This is a genomic window from Sphingomonas sp. PR090111-T3T-6A, assembly GCF_000383095.1.
In the GTDB taxonomy this organism is placed as follows: domain Bacteria; phylum Pseudomonadota; class Alphaproteobacteria; order Sphingomonadales; family Sphingomonadaceae; genus Solisphingomonas.
Map to the genome: position 1 here is coordinate 17,868 of NZ_AORL01000013.1, position 17,017 is coordinate 34,884.

Below are 17,017 nucleotides of genomic sequence, written 5' to 3' on the forward strand. Positions count from 1 at the left end.
CCGCCGATTGCCTGCATCCGCATCGAGGCCGAGCTAGCACCAGTGGCGGCCGCCACCAGCGTCCGGCAGCGGGGAAGGGCGCAGCAGGAACCAGCGATATTCGCCGTCGGCGCGCCGTAATCGCGCTTCCATGTCCCGGCCGATGCCGGATTGCGCCATGGCGTCCAGGCCCTCGACCAGAATGCGCAGATCATCGGGATGGAGCGCCGCCTGCCATCCATGGCCCAGCGCCTCCTCATCGTTGAGGCCGGTATAGCCGCACCAGCGGCGATTGCTGAAGTCGCACCGTCCGTCCGGCGTCGTCGTCCAGACGAGTGCGGGGAGCGCGTCCACCACGTCGTCCAGCTCGATCTTCCTCCTGGATTCCTTGTCGCCAGCTACGGCCATCGAGCTTCTCCGAGACAGGAACACGACATAATCGGATGCCGGCTTCGAAGCATAGGCCTGTCTCCGGCCATAAAGATTCATGCGGGGGCGCAGCCTGCATCGGTAGACCGAATTCGATCATCATTCGGAATGGTGTCTACCGCCCAATGGGCATTCATTCGATTTCGGGTTGGGCTTAGAAAAGGTGTCGTCGCAGGGCGCCACTGCGCTTCGTGCGGCGCGCGCGACCGAGATCACGGAGATTTCCGCCGACCTTTGAGCATCCGGAAATGAAGGAGGTAATGATGAAAATCCTGATGGTCCTCACCTCTCACGACACGCTCGGAAATACTGGCCGAAAGACCGGTTTCTGGCTGGAGGAGTTGGCCGCGCCCTATTTCATCTTCAAGGATGCCGGCCACGAGATCGTGCTCGCCTCGCCCAAAGGCGGCCAGCCGCCGCTCGATCCCAAGAGCAATGAACCCGATTTCCAGACCGATTTGACGCATCGCTTCGAAGCGGACGAAGATGCGAAGGCGCAGCTCGCCTCGACCGTGCGGCTCGACAGCGTCTCGGCCGATGATTTCGACACGGTATTCTATCCCGGTGGGCATGGCCCGATGTGGGATCTGTCCGAGGATCGGAATTCGGTGAGCCTGATCGAGGCATTCGTCGCGGCGGAAAAGCCGGTGGCGTTCGTCTGCCATGCGCCGGGCGTGCTTCGTGACGTCAAGGCGCCCGATGGCGCGCCGTTGGTGCGGGGCAGGAAGGTGACGGGCTTCACCAACACCGAGGAAGAGGCTGTTGGCCTCACCAAGGTCGTGCCCTTCCTCGTCGAGGATATGTTGCGGGAGAAGGGCGGCCTCTATTCCAAGGGCGACGACTGGCGGCCTTATGTGCTGACCGACGGACTACTGATCACCGGACAGAACCCGGCTTCGTCCGGTCCCGGCGCGAAGGCTCTGCTTGAGCTGATGGCCGAAACGGTTGGCTAAACCTGCACGGGCTTCCGCCATTCCGGCACAATCACGCCGCGATGGTGTGGTTGTGCCGGAAGGACGGTGATGGTCTTGGTCGAAACTGCATGAGTTGGATGCTTGGTTGCTGCAGCCGAGGCGATGCGCTCATACTCCCCTGCACGTCCTCAGGGCTCCGAACTCGCGCTCATTACTTCGGCATCCCATTGAGACCGCTGGCTTCACGAAGGGCCTCTCCATCCAGACGGTAGCCGTCCAGGAACACCGTCTCGACATGGCGGAGATTGGCCAGGTCGTTGGAGACGTCGCCCTTCACGAGGATGATGTCCGCGGTCTTGCCGGGCGCGATCGATCCTGTGCGGTCGGCCATGCCGGTCATCCTCGCCGGGATGATCGTGGCGGTCTGGAGCGCTTCGGCATTGCTAAGCCCGGCCAACCGATAGAGTTCGAGTTCGCGCACCAGTTCAAGTCCATAGCCATCGGTGCCGGCGACGATCGGGACGCCCGCCTGATGCAGCTTGCCGACAAGGCCCACCATCTTGTCGAAGCTCTGGCGGAAATCTGCGCGCGTCAGGCCCCCGAACAGCGGATAGCCGCCGATCTTCCAGCTGCGCACGATCGAGGGAGGCGCGATGTCAGCGAACGGCGCATATTCGGGCGAGATCGCGCTTCCATCGGAGGTCATCAGCGGCTCCCACACGGTGAGCGTGGGGTCGATGATGGTGTGCCGGCTCGCAAGCTCCGCGTAGAAGGCTTTCATGGCCGGGGAGTCGAGGTCGACATCCTTGCCGTACTTGGCCGGCCCTTCGAGCCGTGCGGCGGTATTGGCCTTGTCGACGACGTCCTGCGGCATCGCCTGCATCATGATGAAATTGATGTGCGTGACTTCGTCATATCCCGCACGGACGGCGTCGAGCGGGCGCATGCCCGCGGGCACATGGCCATGCACATGGAGGCCCAGCCTGTGCGCCTCGGCGGCGGCCGGGGCGATCCAGGCCGGGTCCATCGAGGTGTAGAATTTGGCGCCCCACAGGCCCGCCGCCTTGATCTTGTCGACCGCGGCAACGGCTTCCGCCGCCGACGAGACGGTGAGCGCCCCCTGAGCCGCCAGCGGGTCCTTGCGATCGATGATGACCGAGATCTTACCATCGGGGGCCAGCAGATCGCCCGCGGCGCGACGCTTGTAGATGCTGTGGGCATCCTCGATCATCGATCCGGGGCTGCGATAGTTGGTCATGCCTGTCGCGACGTTCTGGAGCAGGTTCCAGTCATCCCCGACATGCTGATGCGAATCCCACAAGCCCGGCGTCAATGTCTTGCCGCGCCCGTCGATCACGGTGGCCCCTGCCGGAGCCTTGATGGTTCCCGCCGCGCCGACGGTGGCGACTTTCCCATCGGCGATCAGCACGGCGCGGTCCGGCAGATAGCGGCCGGCCACCGAGTCAAACATCAGCACATGATCGACGAGCGTCGGCGTGCGATGGGCGGGGCTGAGAAAGCGGTGGGCGATGTTGCGCACCATGGCGGCGGTCGCCTTGTCCTGAATGTCCTTCAGTCTGGGACCGACGCTTTCATAGCCCTCCGGCAGCAGCGAGATGACGCCGGCATTGCCGAAGAAGCGGTTGTTGCTGTCCAGCCACATGGGAGAGGGTGAGAAGCCATATCCCTTGATGAAGGCGAGCTTGATGGTCTTGGGCCCCTGAGGCCCCGTGATCTGCACCGATTGCCCGATGGTGATGCTGGCATGGCCGCTCGGCAGCAGGTCGATGCCCTTTTTGCCCGCCGCGACCAGCGCGTTGACATCCTGCTCGAGGGCGAGCCACGGGCCGCCATAGCTGTTGTAGCGCTTGTCGCCGAAGGGTGCGGAGCCGGAGTCGACGACCGTCTTCCAGTGGGCGTTCCCCTGGGCATCGACGTTGAAGTCCTCTGTCGCATCGCCCTGATCGGTATAGCCACGGATCGCGATTGCGGTCGGCCGCCGGTCGGGGCCCAGCGTCATCACTTCATCGTCTTCGGTGACCCAGCCACGCAAGGACATCGACATGCGATAGGCGAGGCGGCCGTCCGGCATCGTCCACGACCAGATATCGCCATGCTTACCGGCCGTCGAACTGATGGTGTAATGGCGGGCGCTTGCGGGCGGCGCCAGCAACTGCTCCTTCGGGGTTGGAGCGGCAACGGCCATCGAGGAAGTCGCGGCGAGCAGTGTCGCAAGCATCATTCGGCGCATAGTTCTTAAGCCCCCAAAGAATATGGGGAGACTGGCAACACATCCCTCATTAAGCAACAGCCGTTGGCGAAAGTCGGCTTCAGCTTGCGGCGTCGAACAGAAGCCGGGTGTTGTGCATCGTATCGTCGTGGCGCTCGCCGCCTTCGATATGATCCACGCCAAGAAGACCCCAAAGCAGGCTTCGGGGCCTTCACGGATAGTCTCGGGCGTGCGCTGCGAGCCTATGGTTCCGCGCGTCTAAGAGCCGTGGCCGCCTCGTCGAACGAAGCCCAGACCCGGCCGGCAAGGCTGGCTCCCACGCTGCATCGGCGGACGCCCAGATCGGCAAATGCACGGATCGTCTCATCATAGTCGTGGACGACAACATTCACGGGTTTCGGCGCGACGGCCGCCACCAGTTCAGCGACGGCTCCCTGATCGAGGAGGAAGGGAACGAACAGGCAGTCGGCGCCCGCGTTCGCATAGGCGATCGCCCGGTCGATGCTTTCCCGCACCGGCATGTCCTTCACCCGGAAATTCTCGTTGCGGCCGATCAGCATCACGGCCGGATCGATCGCGTCGATCGCCGCGCGCGCGGCCGCGATCCGATCGACGGCAAGGCTGACCTCATACATGGCGGTGCCCGACCAGTCTTCGATCGAAAGGCCCGCCACGCCCGTCTCGACCGCCATCGCGACGTTCGCGGCGACATCCGAGGGATCGTCCGCAAAGCCGTTCTCGAAATCGGCGTTGACCGGCAGGGGCGTGGCGTCGGCAAGCGTCCGGAGGTGCGCCAGCACCTCGTCGCGGCTCATCTGGCCATCCTCCTTGCCGACGGCCCATGCCGCTCCGGCACTGGTGGAGGCGATGGCCTTGAAGCCGAGCCTCGTGAGCCGAACGGCACTGCCCACATCCCAGGCATTGGGGATGATGAAGAAGCCGCTCTCATGCAGCCTGCGGAATTCGGCGCGTTTCTCTGACGTGGTCGGCATGGCTATCTCCCGCTTTCCGATACCATCGTTGCTCGGCTGTTTGACACCAGCGTGAAGAATTGTCGGTCCTCCTGCCGGATGAACCGCTCGCGCCGGCTCAATGCAAGGTTTTCGCGTCCAAGCGGGTCGGCCTTGAGCCGGGCGCGATAGGCTTCGTAGGCGGCGAGATTCTCGATCGTATATATCCCGTAGGCGGTCGTCGCCGTGCCCTCGTGGGGCGCGAAATAGCCGATCAGGTCGGCTCCGCACCGGGGGATCACGCGCCCCCAATTGCGGGCATATTCCTCGAAAGCGTCATGCTTGTAGGGATCGATCTCGTAGCGGATGATGCAGGTGATCATGATGGCTCCTTTCCCGAGGAGGCGAAGATACCGCGCTCGTCCCGGCGGATGTTTCGGCCGCCGCCAAAGCATCGGCCGTCCGATCGCGCTATGCTGGTGCCATGAGCAGCATCATTCCCCTCGCCGAGATCGGCGCTCTGGTGGGTGAGCCGGCCCGAACCGCGATGCTCGTCACGCTCATGGATGGGCGGGCGCTGACAGCAGGCGAGCTGGCCCATGCGTCCGGAGTCACGCCCGCGACGGCCAGCGGCCATCTCGCGCGGCTCGTGGATGGCGGCCTCCTCGCCATGGTCCCGCAAGGGCGGCATCGCTATTTCCGGCTGGCGACGCCTGCCGTTGCTCGCATGATCGAGACCATGATGGGCGTGGCGGGCGTGGCCGACGCCGCCCGCCGATCACGGCCTGTCAGTTCCGGGCCCGCCGATCGTGCCATGCGACGGGCACGCCGGTGCTACGATCATCTCGCAGGCGATGTCGCCGTTCGGATCGCCGACTTTCTGGTGGAGGCGGGGCATCTGGAATGGACGCCGGAGGCCGCGGTGCTGACTGCTTCGGGCGTCGAGTTCGCCCGGCGCCTGGGCCTCGACCTTGACGATCGATCGTCCCCGGAAATGCCTGTCAGGCGGCAGAGGGCGTTCTGCCGGCCATGCATGGACTGGAGCGAGCGCCGGCCCCATGTGGCGGGCGCGCTCGGCCGGGGGCTGCTCCGGCTGTTTCTGGACGAACAGTGGCTGCGCCAGATGCCCGACAGCCGCACCATCACGATCACGGCGACGGGAGCGAAGGCCCTCGAACGGCATTTCGGGATTCAGTCGCCGGCCGATGATCGGGGCAGGGTCGCCGGTTGAGGCCTTCCGGCCGGCGACGACCCTGCTCCGTGACGGTCAGAAGTGCTTGCTGAACGTCATACCGATGGTGCGCGGCTGGTTGACATCGAAGGCGAGGCGGGCGCGGCCGCCCCGCTCGCGATCGAAGGAAAGCAGCGCCTGCTTGTTCAGCAGATTGTTGACATAAATGGATATCTCCATCTGGCCCGGGAAGCGCAGCCCGGTGCTGAGATTGACGATCTCATATTTCGGCAGCCTCAGATTGAGCACGGTCGCGTCCAGACCGCTCGCGCCTCCGAACGGCAGGTTCGACACGAAGCTCTGCGGATTGCCCTCCTGATCGGCCGGCTGCGTGTAGCGGCTGCCGATATATTGGTAGGAGGCCGAGATGAAGGCATCGATCCCCTTCTCGCGATTGACCGGCTGGGTGTAGGTGCCGCCGGCCGACAGCTGGAAATTGGGCACCGTCGGCAAGCGGTTGCCATCGCGGATGCCCGCCACCGGCGTTCCGCTCGGCCCTTCGATCGTGGAATCGAAGACCGAATGGGTGTAGGTGCCCGACAGGTTCAGATCGAGCCCGCGGACCGGCGTGTAGGCGAACTCCCACTCGGCGCCCTCGGCATGGGCCTTGGGCACGTTGAAGATCACGCGCGAGGAGCAGGAGCCGGCATCCGCCGTGACCTGCAGGTTCTGGATACGGTTGTAGAAGAATGCGGCATTGACCCGAAGCGGGCCGAAATGCGCCTTCACGCCGCCCTCATAATCCCACAGCGTCTCGTCCTTGTAATTGGGATGGCCGCCGAAGGTTTGCGCGTCCGGTCCGTTGGGAACGCCGCCGTCGCACAGCGGCAGGTTGAGCGGATCGTTGACGCCGCCCAGACGGAAGCCCTTGGAGGCCTGCGCGTTGACCTTGATGTTCGGCGTCGCATCCCAGCTCACCAGAAAGCGCGGGGTGAACCCGTTGGACTTGGTCTGATCCGTGCGGTTGTCGCCGTTGGCGTAGAGGCCGCCCGACACGAAACGGCGTTTTTCCTTATAGTCATAATAGCGCCCGCCGGCAGTGACATGCAGCACCGGCAGCACATCGTAGGTTGCTTCCGCGAAGGCGGCGAGTTCGCGCAATTTGTACGGAATTTCCGAGGCATAGGGCGTATCGGCCGGGAAGCCGTTGGCGACCGCCGCCGACGTTCCGGCACCGAGCGCCGCATCGACATAAGCGTCGTAGCCGGGCTCGACCGAGCGTTGCGAATAGTCTCTCGTATTGTGGAGGTAGAAACCGCCGACGACCCATTGGAACGGCCCGTCATTGTCGGAAGCCAGACGTACCTCCTGGGTGAACTGCTTGAGCCGCGTCCGGTCGATAAGGCTCGAAGGCAGCAGCACGGCGGCGTCCGGAAGCCCGAGATCGACCGACACGCTGCCGTCGAGCGTGCTGTCGTCGCGATCGACGAAGAGCTTGCGGTGGGTATAGGTCGAGACCGACGTCAGCGCGACCCCGCCCAGCTTGATCGTGGCCGTGTTGTCCGCGATGAACAGCTTGTCGTCGAAGGCCTCGGGGTGCAGCAGGAGCTGCTCGTTCTTGCCGAGATGGACGGGCGGATCGGTGAACGGATTGCCGTAGAGGTTGAAGACGTCGCGCCGGTTGAAACCGTCCGCGTGGAGATGTTGGAACAGCACGCGCGGCGTGATCGTGATGTCATCCGTCGGCTTCCAGGCGAAGGCGAGACGGCCGCCCGTGCGGAAGCCCTCGTTGACGTTCTTCTGGACGGTGCCGTTCAGATAGCGCGCATCGATGAAGCCCGGATAGAAGGTGTAATAGCCGACCGCGCGCACCGCCAGATCCGGGGTCAGCGGCACGTTGACCATGCCCTTGGCCGAGCCCCCCATGCTGCCGCCGTCGATCGCGTTGAAATTGCCTTCGATCGAGGCCTCGGTCTTCGACGTGGTGGGCTGATTGGTGATGTAGCGGATCGTTCCGCCTTCCGATCCGGCGCCGAACAGCGTGCCCTGGGGGCCGCGCAGCGTCTCGACGCGATTGAGGTCGTAGAGGTCGAGGTCGGGCGTGAAGAGCGACATCGAGATCACGGATTCGTCGAGATAGACGCCGACCTGCTCCTGCACGCCGGGCTGGTCGCGCGCGATCTGGCCCGACGACACGCCGCGGATGGCGACCTGGCTCTGGCCCGGCCCGAGATTCTGGATCGTGAGGCCGGCGATGTTGCGCGACAGATCCTCAAGCGTGGTCGCGTGGGCCCGCTGGATGTCCTGCGCCGTTTGCGCGTTGATCGAGAAGGGCACGTTCTGGAGCAGTACCGAACGCTTGGTGGCGGTGACGATGATATCCTGGTTGGCGCTCGACGTCGGTGCGGACTGCGCGTGGAGCGGTGCCGCCAACGCCAGGACGGACGTCGACGCGAGCGAAAGCAGTGCAAACCTAGCCCCGATATGATGGCTCATGGTTCTATCCTCCCCTGAATATTCTATTATGGTCTCGTTGGATCAGTTCCGTTGGCTGGTTCGTCTTCCTCCCTCTGTTGCGACCGCATGGTGCAGAGCGCGTCGATGGCCGGCTTTCGACCTAGAAGGTCTTGCGCAGCCGAACGCCGAACTCGCTGCGGTCGTTGCTTCGGATGATCTCGGTGAAGCCGGCGTCGAACTGGTCGACGCGCGACACGTCGTAGACCTTGTTGAAGATGTTGGTGCCGAACGCCGAGAGCGTGAGCTGCTTCGCCTTGATCTCATAGGAGATGTCGAAATTGGTCAGCGAGCGTGAGGCGATGCGGTTGAAGGCGTTGTTGGCCGACTGGCCGAACATGGCGCTCCGATAGGATTCATCGATGCGCGCCGTCACGACATTGCCCGATGCGAGCGGCAGCCGGAGCTGCAGGCCGCCCGCGACCGTCCATTTGGGCGTGAGCTGCGGCACGTCGCCCTTGGCTACGCCGATCACGCCCGGATCGACCTTGGTCACCCTGGCATTGTTATAGCCCACGGTGGCGTTGAGGCTGAGGATCGGACTGAGCTTCAGGTCGCCCTCAAATTCCGCGCCCCAGGTGCGCGAGCGGCCGGCGTTCGAGGTGATGGTGACGAAACCGCTGTCCGTGATCTGGCTGAACTGGAGCGCCAGGTCCTTGTATTGGGTGTAGAAGACGGCCGTCGAAAAGCGCAGGAAATCGCCAAGGGGCCCCTTGATGCCGCCTTCATAGTTGGTCGCGTAGGTCGGGTTATAGGGGATGAAGGTCGCGGCGCCGCCGAAGGGGCGAGGAGGGTAGCCACCGCTCTCATAGCCACGCTGCACCGTCGCATAGGCGGTGATGAGCGGCGTGATCTTGTAGTTGACCGCGCCATCCCACGTGACGGCGTTCCAGCCGTCGCGGCGGGTGACGCCTGGATTGAGGCAGCAGCCGATATACGCGAAGGCGCGCTTGTGATCGTCGGTGTAGCGCAGGCCGCCCGAAACGGTCAGCCTGTCCGTGATGTCGAAGCCGGCATGGGCATAGAGCGCCCAGCTCCGTGTCGTCTGGTCGACGAAGAACTGGTCCTGCTCCCCGGCGAAGATATAGTCGGGTTGATCGGCGTTTCCCTTCTCGTGGAAATAATAGGCGCCGGTCACGAAGTTGAAGCGCCCATATTCGCCGTTGAGCGTCGCCTCGCCGGTCCATTGCCGTGCGTAGCCGGTCTCCGGGAACTCCGAATAAGGAAGAGGGGAATCGTCGTCGTCGAGGCCGCCCTTATAGTGGCTGTAGCGCTCCGATCCGATCAGCTTGAAGGTCAGATGGTCGTCGAGCTTGAAGGTCGGCGTCAGCGAGAAGCCCAGATCCTTCGAACGCGTATTGGGAATCTCCGGATTGGTCGTGCCATTGTCATTCTCATTCTTCGGCAGATCGGCCTGGGTGAGCCCGGACGAGCCGGCCGGATTGATGATGACATTCTTCATCGGGCTGAGCCCGTAATGGCCGGTCGATCCGTCGATCGCGAAGAGGACCGAGACGCGCGGAGAGGGCGTCCATTTCGCCGCGAACCGCCCGCCGCCCTTGTCGAATTCGCCGACCTTGGTGTCCTCGCCCGGCAGATTGATGAAGCGTCCGATCCCGTTTCTGTGCTCGAACTGGCCCGTCAGCGAGATGGCCAGCGTGTCGGTGATGGGCGTGTTGCCATAGAAGCCGACGGCGGCGTGGAGACGGGTCGCGATCGAGCCGGTGAATTCGTAATGCTCCTCCTGACCGGGCTCCCGGGTGACGATGTTGACCGCGCCGCCCAGCGTGTTGCGGCCCGACAACGTCCCCTGCGGCCCGCGCAGAACCTCGACATGATCGACATTCATGAGGCTCATGTTCGCGCCCATGGCACGGCCGAGATAGACGCCGTCGAGATAGACCCCGACGCCCGGATCGGTCAGGATCAGATGGTCCGCCGTGCCGATGCCCCGGATGAAGACGGTCGCGTCCGAGATGTTGCCGGCGCCGAAGTTGGTGATGGTGAGGCTCGGCGAGATGGTATCGAGCTGGTGCAATGTGGGCACGCCGCGATCGGCCAGAGCCTCGCCTCGATAGGCCGAGATCGAAAGCGGCGTGTCGGTGAGCGTCTCCTGGCGCTTTCGCGCGGTCACGACGATGTCGCCCGGAATCACCGCATCCGGATTTTGCGAGGCCGCAGCCGCGCTGGAACCTCCGGAAGGCGTGGTTTGCGCCTGAGCCGATCCAGCCCAGCCCGCAATCGCGATGGCGACCACGGACCCACGAATAAAAAACGCCGACATGTACTATCCCCCAACAGTGTGTGAGCCATTCCCACCCGCATTATTGTCGGTTCGGGTGGCCCATCCCTGTCATTCGACTGTAAGAAAAGTCCGCGCTCCCTCGCAACGAAGGACTCTCTTTAACCCGATCGATTGCGCCGAGGCGAGGGTTATGGAAGACAGCCCGAAATCCACCGGAATGAAGCATTTGAGCTGTTGTGGGTTTTACTCAGACATGCGGGTCGCCGTTTGCGAACAGTTGCCGTCGCGTCATCAATGACTTAGGCGCACCATGTATAAATATAGCATGATATATATCGACGCATATTCACGCACCGTCCGTTTCCAGGAAAGGCGACTCCACCGCACCGCCGTGGATGGCTCCCGTCGTACGGCTTGGATCGCCACGCTTTGCTGATCGATTTTTCAGATGCAAAACACTTTTCATACAAGAATGAATGGGCTAGCTATGAGCCCCTGAGAACGGGCAGAGCCGCCAATTTGGGGGGCGATGCCAGGCCGGAGAGGGGCTGACGCAATTGGCACGTGCTATCGGTTCGACGTCTGGTGCCCGTGCGATGCGCGCCGAGAGCACGACATGAAGATGATCGTCACCGCGCAGCGGAACAAGGCTCGTCTCGCGCTGGTCCTCACCATCTGCCTCTATGCTCTCTGGGGGATGGCGCACAATCTGAACGACATCCTGATCACGCAGTTCAAGAAAGCATTCTTGCTCAGCGATCTTCAGTCGAGCCTCGTCCAGTCCTGCTTCTACGTCGCTTATCTGGTCATGCCGATCCCGGTGGCGCTTTTCATGCAGCGCTTTAGCTACAAGCGGGGCGTGATTGCCGGCCTGTGCCTCTATGGGGTGGGGGCGCTCTTATTCTGGCCGGCGGCGGCGATGGTGACCTATCCCGCGTTTCTGGGCGCGCTGTTCGTGATCGCGTGCGGTCTCACCTTCCTCGAAACGGCTGGCACCGGCATCATCGTGGTGCTGGGCCGGCCGGAGCGGGCCGAATGGCGGATCAATGTCGCCCAGGCCTTCAATCCATTGGGCGCGATCAGCGGCGTGCTGGTGGGGCGCCAGTTCATCTTCTCCGCCCGGGAAAGCGCGCAGGCACACGAGGCGGCCGCCAGCCCGGCGGCGCTTGCGGCCTATCACGCGGCCGAAGCGCAGGCCGTGCAGATGCCCTATCTCGTGATCGGGCTGCTGGTCCTCACCATCGCCCTTCTTGTCGCTGTCACGCGGTTCCCGGCGGCCGCCGAGGAGGCGCAGCAGGGCTCGCCTTTCGAAGGCTTCCGTCATCTGAGGAAGTCGTCGATCTTCCTGTTCGGGGTGCTTGCCCAATTCTTCTACGTCGGCACGCAGATCGGAGTCTGGAGCTTTACGATCCGCTATGCCCAGCACGCCGTCCCCGGGACGCCGGAACGGCTGGCGGCGCTCTATCTCACCGTATCGCTGGTCTGTTTCCTGCTCGGGCGCTTCGCGTCGCTGCTGTTGCTCCGCCGTTATTCGTCGGCCCAGATTGCCATGGTCTTTGCCGCCGCCGCCGCGCTGCTCACGATGGTCGCGATCCTGGCACCGGGGCCGATCGGCATCTTGTCGCTGATCGCCGTCAGCTTCTTCATGTCGGTGATGTTCCCGGCGATCTATGCGATCGGGCTGCACGGCCATGCCGAATATTCGAAGCCGGCCTCCGCCCTGATGATCATGTCGATCACGGGCGGCGCGGTTCTGGCTGCTCTGATGGGAGCCATATCCGATCATGCGACGATCGCGGTGGCCTATGTCGTGCCGCTGAGCGGCTTCCTGGTCGTCTTCACCTATTGCACCGCCGCTGTGAGGGCCGGGCGCACCGGGGCTGCCGTCACCGCCGCGCATTGAAATGACATGATGGAGGGAAGGCTTGGCGAAGATTGTACGCGTTGAGTGGATGATGGTCGATCTCCAGCCCAAGACGAAGCGGGTTGACGCGATCCAGAGCTTCGTCAGCCAGGAGACGCCCATCGTCCGGATCACCGACAGCGATGGTGCTGTCGGTACGGGGTACAGCTATACGATCGGCACCGGCGGCCCCTCGGTCATGCGGTTGATCGAGCGTACGCTTGCGCCGGCCCTTCTGGGGCGCGAGGCGGGGCATATCGAGCGTATCTGGCGTGATCTGCTCTATCTTACGCATGCGACGACGATTGGGCCGCTGACCGCGATCGCCCTGGCGGCCATCGATACCGCGCTATGGGATCTGCGTTCCCGGCGGGCAGGGGTGCCGCTCCACGAGCTGGCGGGCGGCGCGCGCGACGCCGTGCCTCTCTACACGACCGAGGGCGGCTGGCTGCATCTGGAGAAGACGGCTCTCGTCGAGGATGCGCTGCGGGCGCGCGAAGCCGGCTTCGCCGGCGCCAAGATCAAGGTCGGCCGTCCGCCTCAGGAGGACGTCTCAAGGCTTGCGGCCGTTCGCGAGGCGGTGGGCGACGCGTTCGAGATCTTCACCGACGCCAATCAGGCTTTCGCGATCGACGAGGCGATCCGGCGCGCGCATCTCTATTCCGCGCTCGATATCGGCTGGCTCGAAGAACCGCTGCCGGCGGGCGATCTCGAAGGCCATGCGCGCCTCGCCCGTTCGACCCCGATCCCGATCGCCGTCGGTGAAAGCCTCTACAGCCCGCTCCACTTCCGCGAATATCTTCAGCGCGGGGCCTGCTCGGTCGTGCAGGTCGATGTCGGGCGCATCGGCGGCATCACGCCCTGGCTCAAGGTCGCCCACATGGCGGAATGCTTCAACGTGATGGTGGCGCCGCATTTCCTCATGGAACTCCACGTCGCGCTTTGCGCCGCCGTGCCCAATGCCCGCTGGGTGGAATATATTCCCCAGCTCGACGGCATCACCACCCAGGGCATGCGGATCAGGGACGGGAAGGCCATGCCGAGCGAGGAGCCGGGCCTCGGCATCGCCTGGGATTTCGCCGAGATCGAACGGCAAAAACTGGAGGCGGGGGCGGTCGCGCTATGAACGCGCCGGGTTGGTGGTCGGCGTGATTCCGGGGGTGGCGCCGAAGATCATTTGGTGGATGCCGCGAACCGGCAGAGTGGCATGACCGGTCGGCGGCACGTTCGTTCAGATGCGATTGTCGCCGGGCATCAGCTCACCGGTGATCGTACGGGCGGCCTCGCGCAGCAACTTGATCACCTCGTCCTTCGCAACCGTTGCGAGCTTCGAATGGACAAAAGGCACCGATATCGCCGCGGCCGCCTGATTGCCGCGCAGGATCGGAGCGGACAGGTCGGTGATGCCGTCGATGAAGCCGCTCGGCAGTTCGGCATAGCCTTGCCGGTGGATGGTGTCGCAGGTCGTGCGGAACTGGAGGAGTTCGGCACGCTTGGGCGCGGGCTTGAACAGCGTCTCCCACTGCGCACGCACATCGTCGGGCTGGAAGGCATAGAGCGTGGCGCCCGAGGTCGTCGTGTAGAGAGGCTTGCGATAGCCCACGCGCACCGTGAAGCCGAGCTGCTCGCGCGCTTCCATCCGGGCCACCACCACCGTTTCGCCTTCCGAATGGAAGGAGAGCAGGCAGGACTGGCCGCTTTCATTCGAGAGGCGCCGCATCACCGGCAGCGCAATCTCGATCAGATTGCGGATCGGGGGGCGTTCGAGCCCCATCTCGAACAGCCGGCTGGTGAGGCTATAGCCCTGGCTGTCCTGCGAAACGAAGCCTCGCCGCTCCAGCACCTGGATCATTCGGAACAGTTCGCCGGTCGAGCGGCCGAGCTTCTGAACGATCGCGCTGGCGGTCAAAGGATATTCCTCGCGCGCCAGCAGCTCCAGGATGTCGAGCCCCTTTTCGAGCGCAGGCGCGGTATACACCAGCTTCGTCTCGGTCGTGCCGGCGCCGTCCTTGCGGCGCCCTCGCGCGGCGGGTTTGTCGTTCATAAGGCCCTTTCTCTACGGCAGTTCCTGCCGTCGCCGCGCTATCCGTCAATACAATTTAGCATCAGCGATTCCGGTTTCATCTGTAAACATTGTGGCCCACCATGGCGAAATTTCCATCCTTGTGAGGCGGCCCGGTTCGAAAGGCCCGTGGCCGCCGGTCTCGCCGTCAGCAGGGATCGCATCGCGAACAATAATCATCGGGAAGGGTGCCTATCGTGACGAGTACGCGCAGGGAGTTCATCGTGGGCGGAACGGCCCTGTCTCTGATGCCGGGCGCGCCAGCCCGTGCGACGGCGGGCGGGGGGGCTCTATCGCTCTGGTATGAACGCCCGGCGGAACGCTGGTTGCAGGCTCTGCCGGTGGGCAATGGCCGGCTGGCGGCGATGATGTTCGGCGGCATCCGTCAGGAGAGGCTGGATCTTTCGGAAAGCACGCTTTGGTCGGGTGCGCCCAGCACCGCCAATCTCAATGAGGATGCGCTGTCCCACCTCGCGCATATCCGGACGCTCATGTTCGACGGGCGTTATGATGAGGCGGACGCCCTTTGCGCGGAGCATCTTCTGGGCCGGATGGATCAGTTCGGCACCGCGCTTCCGATGGCCCGGCTCCGGATCGACATGGCGCATGCCGATGCGGCCGGCCATTATCGGCGCTGGCTCGATCTTGAACAGGGTATCGCGGGCGTCGAATATCGGATCGGGCGCGAGACCTATCGCCGCACGCTGTTCGCATCCAACCCCGATGGCCTGATCGTGCTGAAAATCGAAACCGACCGGCGGGGCGGACTGGACGCCCATATCGGTTTCGCGGACCTGCATCCGTCGTATCGCATCGAGGCAACGAGCGAAGGCCTGTTCCTGCGTGGCCAGGCGCTTGAATCGTTGCACAGCGACGGCCGGCACGGGGCCCATTTCGAATGTCGCCTCCATGCGGCGGTGGACACGGGTTCGGTCGAGCCCGCCGGTGAAGGGTTCCGCGTTCGCGGCGCACGATCCCTCACTTTGTTGATCGCGGCTTCCACCGATTACGCGGGCAATGTTCCCGCGACGCACAACGAGCATCGGATCGAGAATGCCCGGCGGCGATCCTACGAGACCCTCCGCTCCACGCATGTCGCCGATCATGGCCGCCTGTTCAACCGGGTGACATTGCGGCTGGGGGAAGGAGGCGCGGCTTCCGCGCTTCCCACCGACGAACGGCGTCGGCGCATCGCCACGGGAAAAGCCGCCGATCCCGATCTTGCGGCATTGTTCTTCCACTATGGCCGCTATCTCACTATTGCCGGCTCGCGCGAGGATTCCCCTTTGCCGCTGGCGCTTCAGGGTATCTGGAACGATGGCCGGGCGGCCGCCATGGGGTGGGCCGACGACTTCCATCTCGATATCAACACCCAGCAGAATTATTGGGCTTGCGAGGTAGCGAACCTTCCCGAGTGCCATGCCCCGCTATGGCGCTATCTGGAGACCCTGCGCCATGATGGTGCGGATACGGCGCGACGGATGTATGGTGCGAACGGCTGGGTCGCCCATGTCTACAGCAATCCCTGGGGATTTACCGCGCCCGGGTCCGGGAATGGCTGGGGGCTGTTCGTCACGGGCGGCCTGTGGCTCGCGCTCGACGTCTGGGACCATTATCGCTTCCGCCCCGACCGGCGCTTCCTGAAGCAAACCGCCTGGCCCCTGCTGCGTGACGCGGCGGCCTTCTATCTCGACTATATGGTAGAGCATCCGCGCCACGGCTGGCTGGTCACCGGGCCGTCCATTTCGCCGGAAAATGCCTTCAAATCCCCCACGACCGGCAAGCCCATCAACAACAGCATGGGCCCGACCTGCGATATGGTGCTGGTCGGCACGCTGTTCGATGCCTGCCTGGAAGCTATCTCGGCGCTCGGCGACGACGCCGCGCTGCACGCGAGAATAGCGGCCGCGCGGGACCGGCTGCCGCCTCTCCGGATCGGCCGCTACGGGCAGTTGCAGGAGTGGCTGGAAGATTTCGAGGAGGCGCAGCCCAACCATCGGCATACATCCCACCTGGTGGCGCTCTATCCTTATGGCCGGATCGATCCCCGTCGCGACCCCGCGCTTGCCGGGGCGGCTCGCGTCGTCCTTGAGCGGCGCCTTTCGCAGCCCGATTGGGAGGACACCGAATGGACCCGCGCCAATCTGGTGAACTATTATGCCCGGCTGCTCGACGGCGAGGCGGCAGAGCGGCATCTGAACGGTCTCCTCGTCGAGGATGCGGACGATGCGCTGCTGACCTTCTCGCGCGGCGGCATCGCCGGGGCTGACGAGAATATTTTCGCGATCGACGGCAATACTGCCGGCGCGGCGGGCATCGCCGAGATGTTGCTGCAATCCTATCGCGGCGAAATTGAGCTGTTGCCGGCTCTGCCCCAGGCGTGGGCGTCCGGCGAGGTCAAGGGCTTGCGAGCGCGCGGTGATGTCGAGGTTGCGATGCGCTGGCAGGGGGGCACGCTGCAAGCGGCCTCTCTTCGGGCAGGGCTAACCGGGGCCGGGCGCCATATCTTGCGGCATCGCGGCCGTACGCTGGCAGTCGATCTCGTGGCCGGCCGACCTCTGGTCCTGAACGCGGAGCAATTGAGAGCGCTCGTCACCTGAACCGCGCGGCCGCTCTTCGA

Annotated in this window: 12 protein-coding genes; 5 read left to right on the top strand and 7 right to left on the bottom strand. The window is 64.1% G+C overall.

Translation table 11 applies throughout. The annotated features are described in order from the left end of the window. Positions 1-33: 33 nt before the first annotated feature. The gene (locus ST3T6A_RS0106290; protein ID WP_037537883.1) at positions 34-387 is read right to left on the bottom strand and encodes a PAS domain-containing protein; all 354 of its coding nucleotides are present in this window, start codon (positions 385-387) and stop codon (positions 34-36) included. Between the two features lie 284 nt (positions 388-671). Between ST3T6A_RS0106290 and ST3T6A_RS0106295 the strand changes: the two genes are divergently transcribed. Then, entirely contained in the window at positions 672-1,361 is a 690-nt protein-coding gene (locus ST3T6A_RS0106295; RefSeq protein WP_026359480.1) for a type 1 glutamine amidotransferase domain-containing protein, read from the top strand. A gap of 172 nt (positions 1,362-1,533) precedes the next feature. Here ST3T6A_RS0106295 and ST3T6A_RS0106300 read toward each other — a convergent pair whose 3' ends face one another. The 3 genes from ST3T6A_RS0106300 to ST3T6A_RS0106310 form a co-directional block, all read right to left on the bottom strand. Further along, positions 1,534-3,564: an amidohydrolase family protein gene (locus tag ST3T6A_RS0106300; protein WP_235785742.1), complete on the bottom strand. Its 2,031-nt coding sequence runs from the start codon at positions 3,562-3,564 to the stop codon at positions 1,534-1,536. Between the two features lie 230 nt (positions 3,565-3,794). Next, the gene (locus ST3T6A_RS0106305) at positions 3,795-4,544 is read right to left on the bottom strand and encodes an isocitrate lyase/PEP mutase family protein (RefSeq protein ID WP_019832059.1); all 750 of its coding nucleotides are present in this window, start codon (positions 4,542-4,544) and stop codon (positions 3,795-3,797) included. A gap of 2 nt (positions 4,545-4,546) precedes the next feature. After that, a complete protein-coding gene (locus tag ST3T6A_RS0106310) occupies positions 4,547-4,885 on the bottom strand; it encodes an NIPSNAP family protein (protein WP_019832060.1) in 339 nt (112 codons plus the stop codon). A 101-nt stretch (positions 4,886-4,986) separates the two neighbouring features. Between ST3T6A_RS0106310 and ST3T6A_RS0106315 the strand changes: the two genes are divergently transcribed. Further along, a complete protein-coding gene (locus ST3T6A_RS0106315; protein WP_019832061.1) occupies positions 4,987-5,733 on the top strand; it encodes an ArsR/SmtB family transcription factor in 747 nt (248 codons plus the stop codon). Between the two features lie 36 nt (positions 5,734-5,769). Here ST3T6A_RS0106315 and ST3T6A_RS0106320 read toward each other — a convergent pair whose 3' ends face one another. Next, positions 5,770-8,169, bottom strand: coding sequence for a TonB-dependent receptor (locus tag ST3T6A_RS0106320; RefSeq protein ID WP_019832062.1), 2,400 nt, complete (start codon positions 8,167-8,169; stop codon positions 5,770-5,772). 121 nt (positions 8,170-8,290) lie between these two features. Beyond that, positions 8,291-10,321, bottom strand: coding sequence for a TonB-dependent receptor (locus ST3T6A_RS0106325; RefSeq protein ID WP_235785743.1), 2,031 nt, complete (start codon positions 10,319-10,321; stop codon positions 8,291-8,293). Between the two features lie 727 nt (positions 10,322-11,048). On the opposite strand from ST3T6A_RS0106325, the gene fucP reads away from it, so the two are divergent. Together fucP and ST3T6A_RS0106335 are read left to right on the top strand one after the other, a co-directional pair. After that, positions 11,049-12,335 (top strand): L-fucose:H+ symporter permease, encoded by a 1,287-nt coding sequence (fucP, locus tag ST3T6A_RS0106330; RefSeq protein ID WP_019832064.1) that lies wholly within the window; start codon positions 11,049-11,051, stop codon positions 12,333-12,335. A 22-nt stretch (positions 12,336-12,357) separates the two neighbouring features. Further along, entirely contained in the window at positions 12,358-13,461 is a 1,104-nt protein-coding gene (locus tag ST3T6A_RS0106335) for a mandelate racemase/muconate lactonizing enzyme family protein (protein ID WP_026359483.1), read from the top strand. Between the two features lie 105 nt (positions 13,462-13,566). On the opposite strand, the gene ST3T6A_RS0106340 is transcribed toward ST3T6A_RS0106335, so the two are convergent. After that, the gene (locus ST3T6A_RS0106340) at positions 13,567-14,379 is read right to left on the bottom strand and encodes an IclR family transcriptional regulator (protein ID WP_019832066.1); all 813 of its coding nucleotides are present in this window, start codon (positions 14,377-14,379) and stop codon (positions 13,567-13,569) included. 215 nt (positions 14,380-14,594) lie between these two features. On the opposite strand from ST3T6A_RS0106340, the gene ST3T6A_RS19465 reads away from it, so the two are divergent. Continuing rightward, positions 14,595-16,997 carry a glycoside hydrolase family 95 protein gene (locus tag ST3T6A_RS19465; protein WP_202804571.1) on the top strand — a complete coding sequence of 801 codons (2,403 nt, stop codon included), beginning with the start codon at positions 14,595-14,597 and terminating at the stop codon, positions 16,995-16,997. Positions 16,998-17,017 lie beyond the last annotated feature (20 nt).

Bases quoted from the DNA above. Each gene is read 5' to 3' on its own strand.
- ST3T6A_RS0106290 (WP_037537883.1), bottom strand. From the start codon at position 387: ATGGCCGTAGCTGGCGACAAGGAATCCAGGAGGAAGATCGAGCTGGAC.
- ST3T6A_RS0106295 (WP_026359480.1), top strand. From the start codon at position 672: ATGAAAATCCTGATGGTCCTCACCTCTCACGACACGCTCGGAAATACT.
- ST3T6A_RS0106300 (WP_235785742.1), bottom strand. From the start codon at position 3,564: ATGATGCTTGCGACACTGCTCGCCGCGACTTCCTCGATGGCCGTTGCC.
- ST3T6A_RS0106305 (WP_019832059.1), bottom strand. From the start codon at position 4,544: ATGCCGACCACGTCAGAGAAACGCGCCGAATTCCGCAGGCTGCATGAG.
- ST3T6A_RS0106310 (WP_019832060.1), bottom strand. From the start codon at position 4,885: ATGATCACCTGCATCATCCGCTACGAGATCGATCCCTACAAGCATGAC.
- ST3T6A_RS0106315 (WP_019832061.1), top strand. From the start codon at position 4,987: ATGAGCAGCATCATTCCCCTCGCCGAGATCGGCGCTCTGGTGGGTGAG.
- ST3T6A_RS0106320 (WP_019832062.1), bottom strand. From the start codon at position 8,169: ATGAGCCATCATATCGGGGCTAGGTTTGCACTGCTTTCGCTCGCGTCG.
- fucP (WP_019832064.1), top strand. From the start codon at position 11,049: ATGAAGATGATCGTCACCGCGCAGCGGAACAAGGCTCGTCTCGCGCTG.
- ST3T6A_RS0106340 (WP_019832066.1), bottom strand. From the start codon at position 14,379: ATGAACGACAAACCCGCCGCGCGAGGGCGCCGCAAGGACGGCGCCGGC.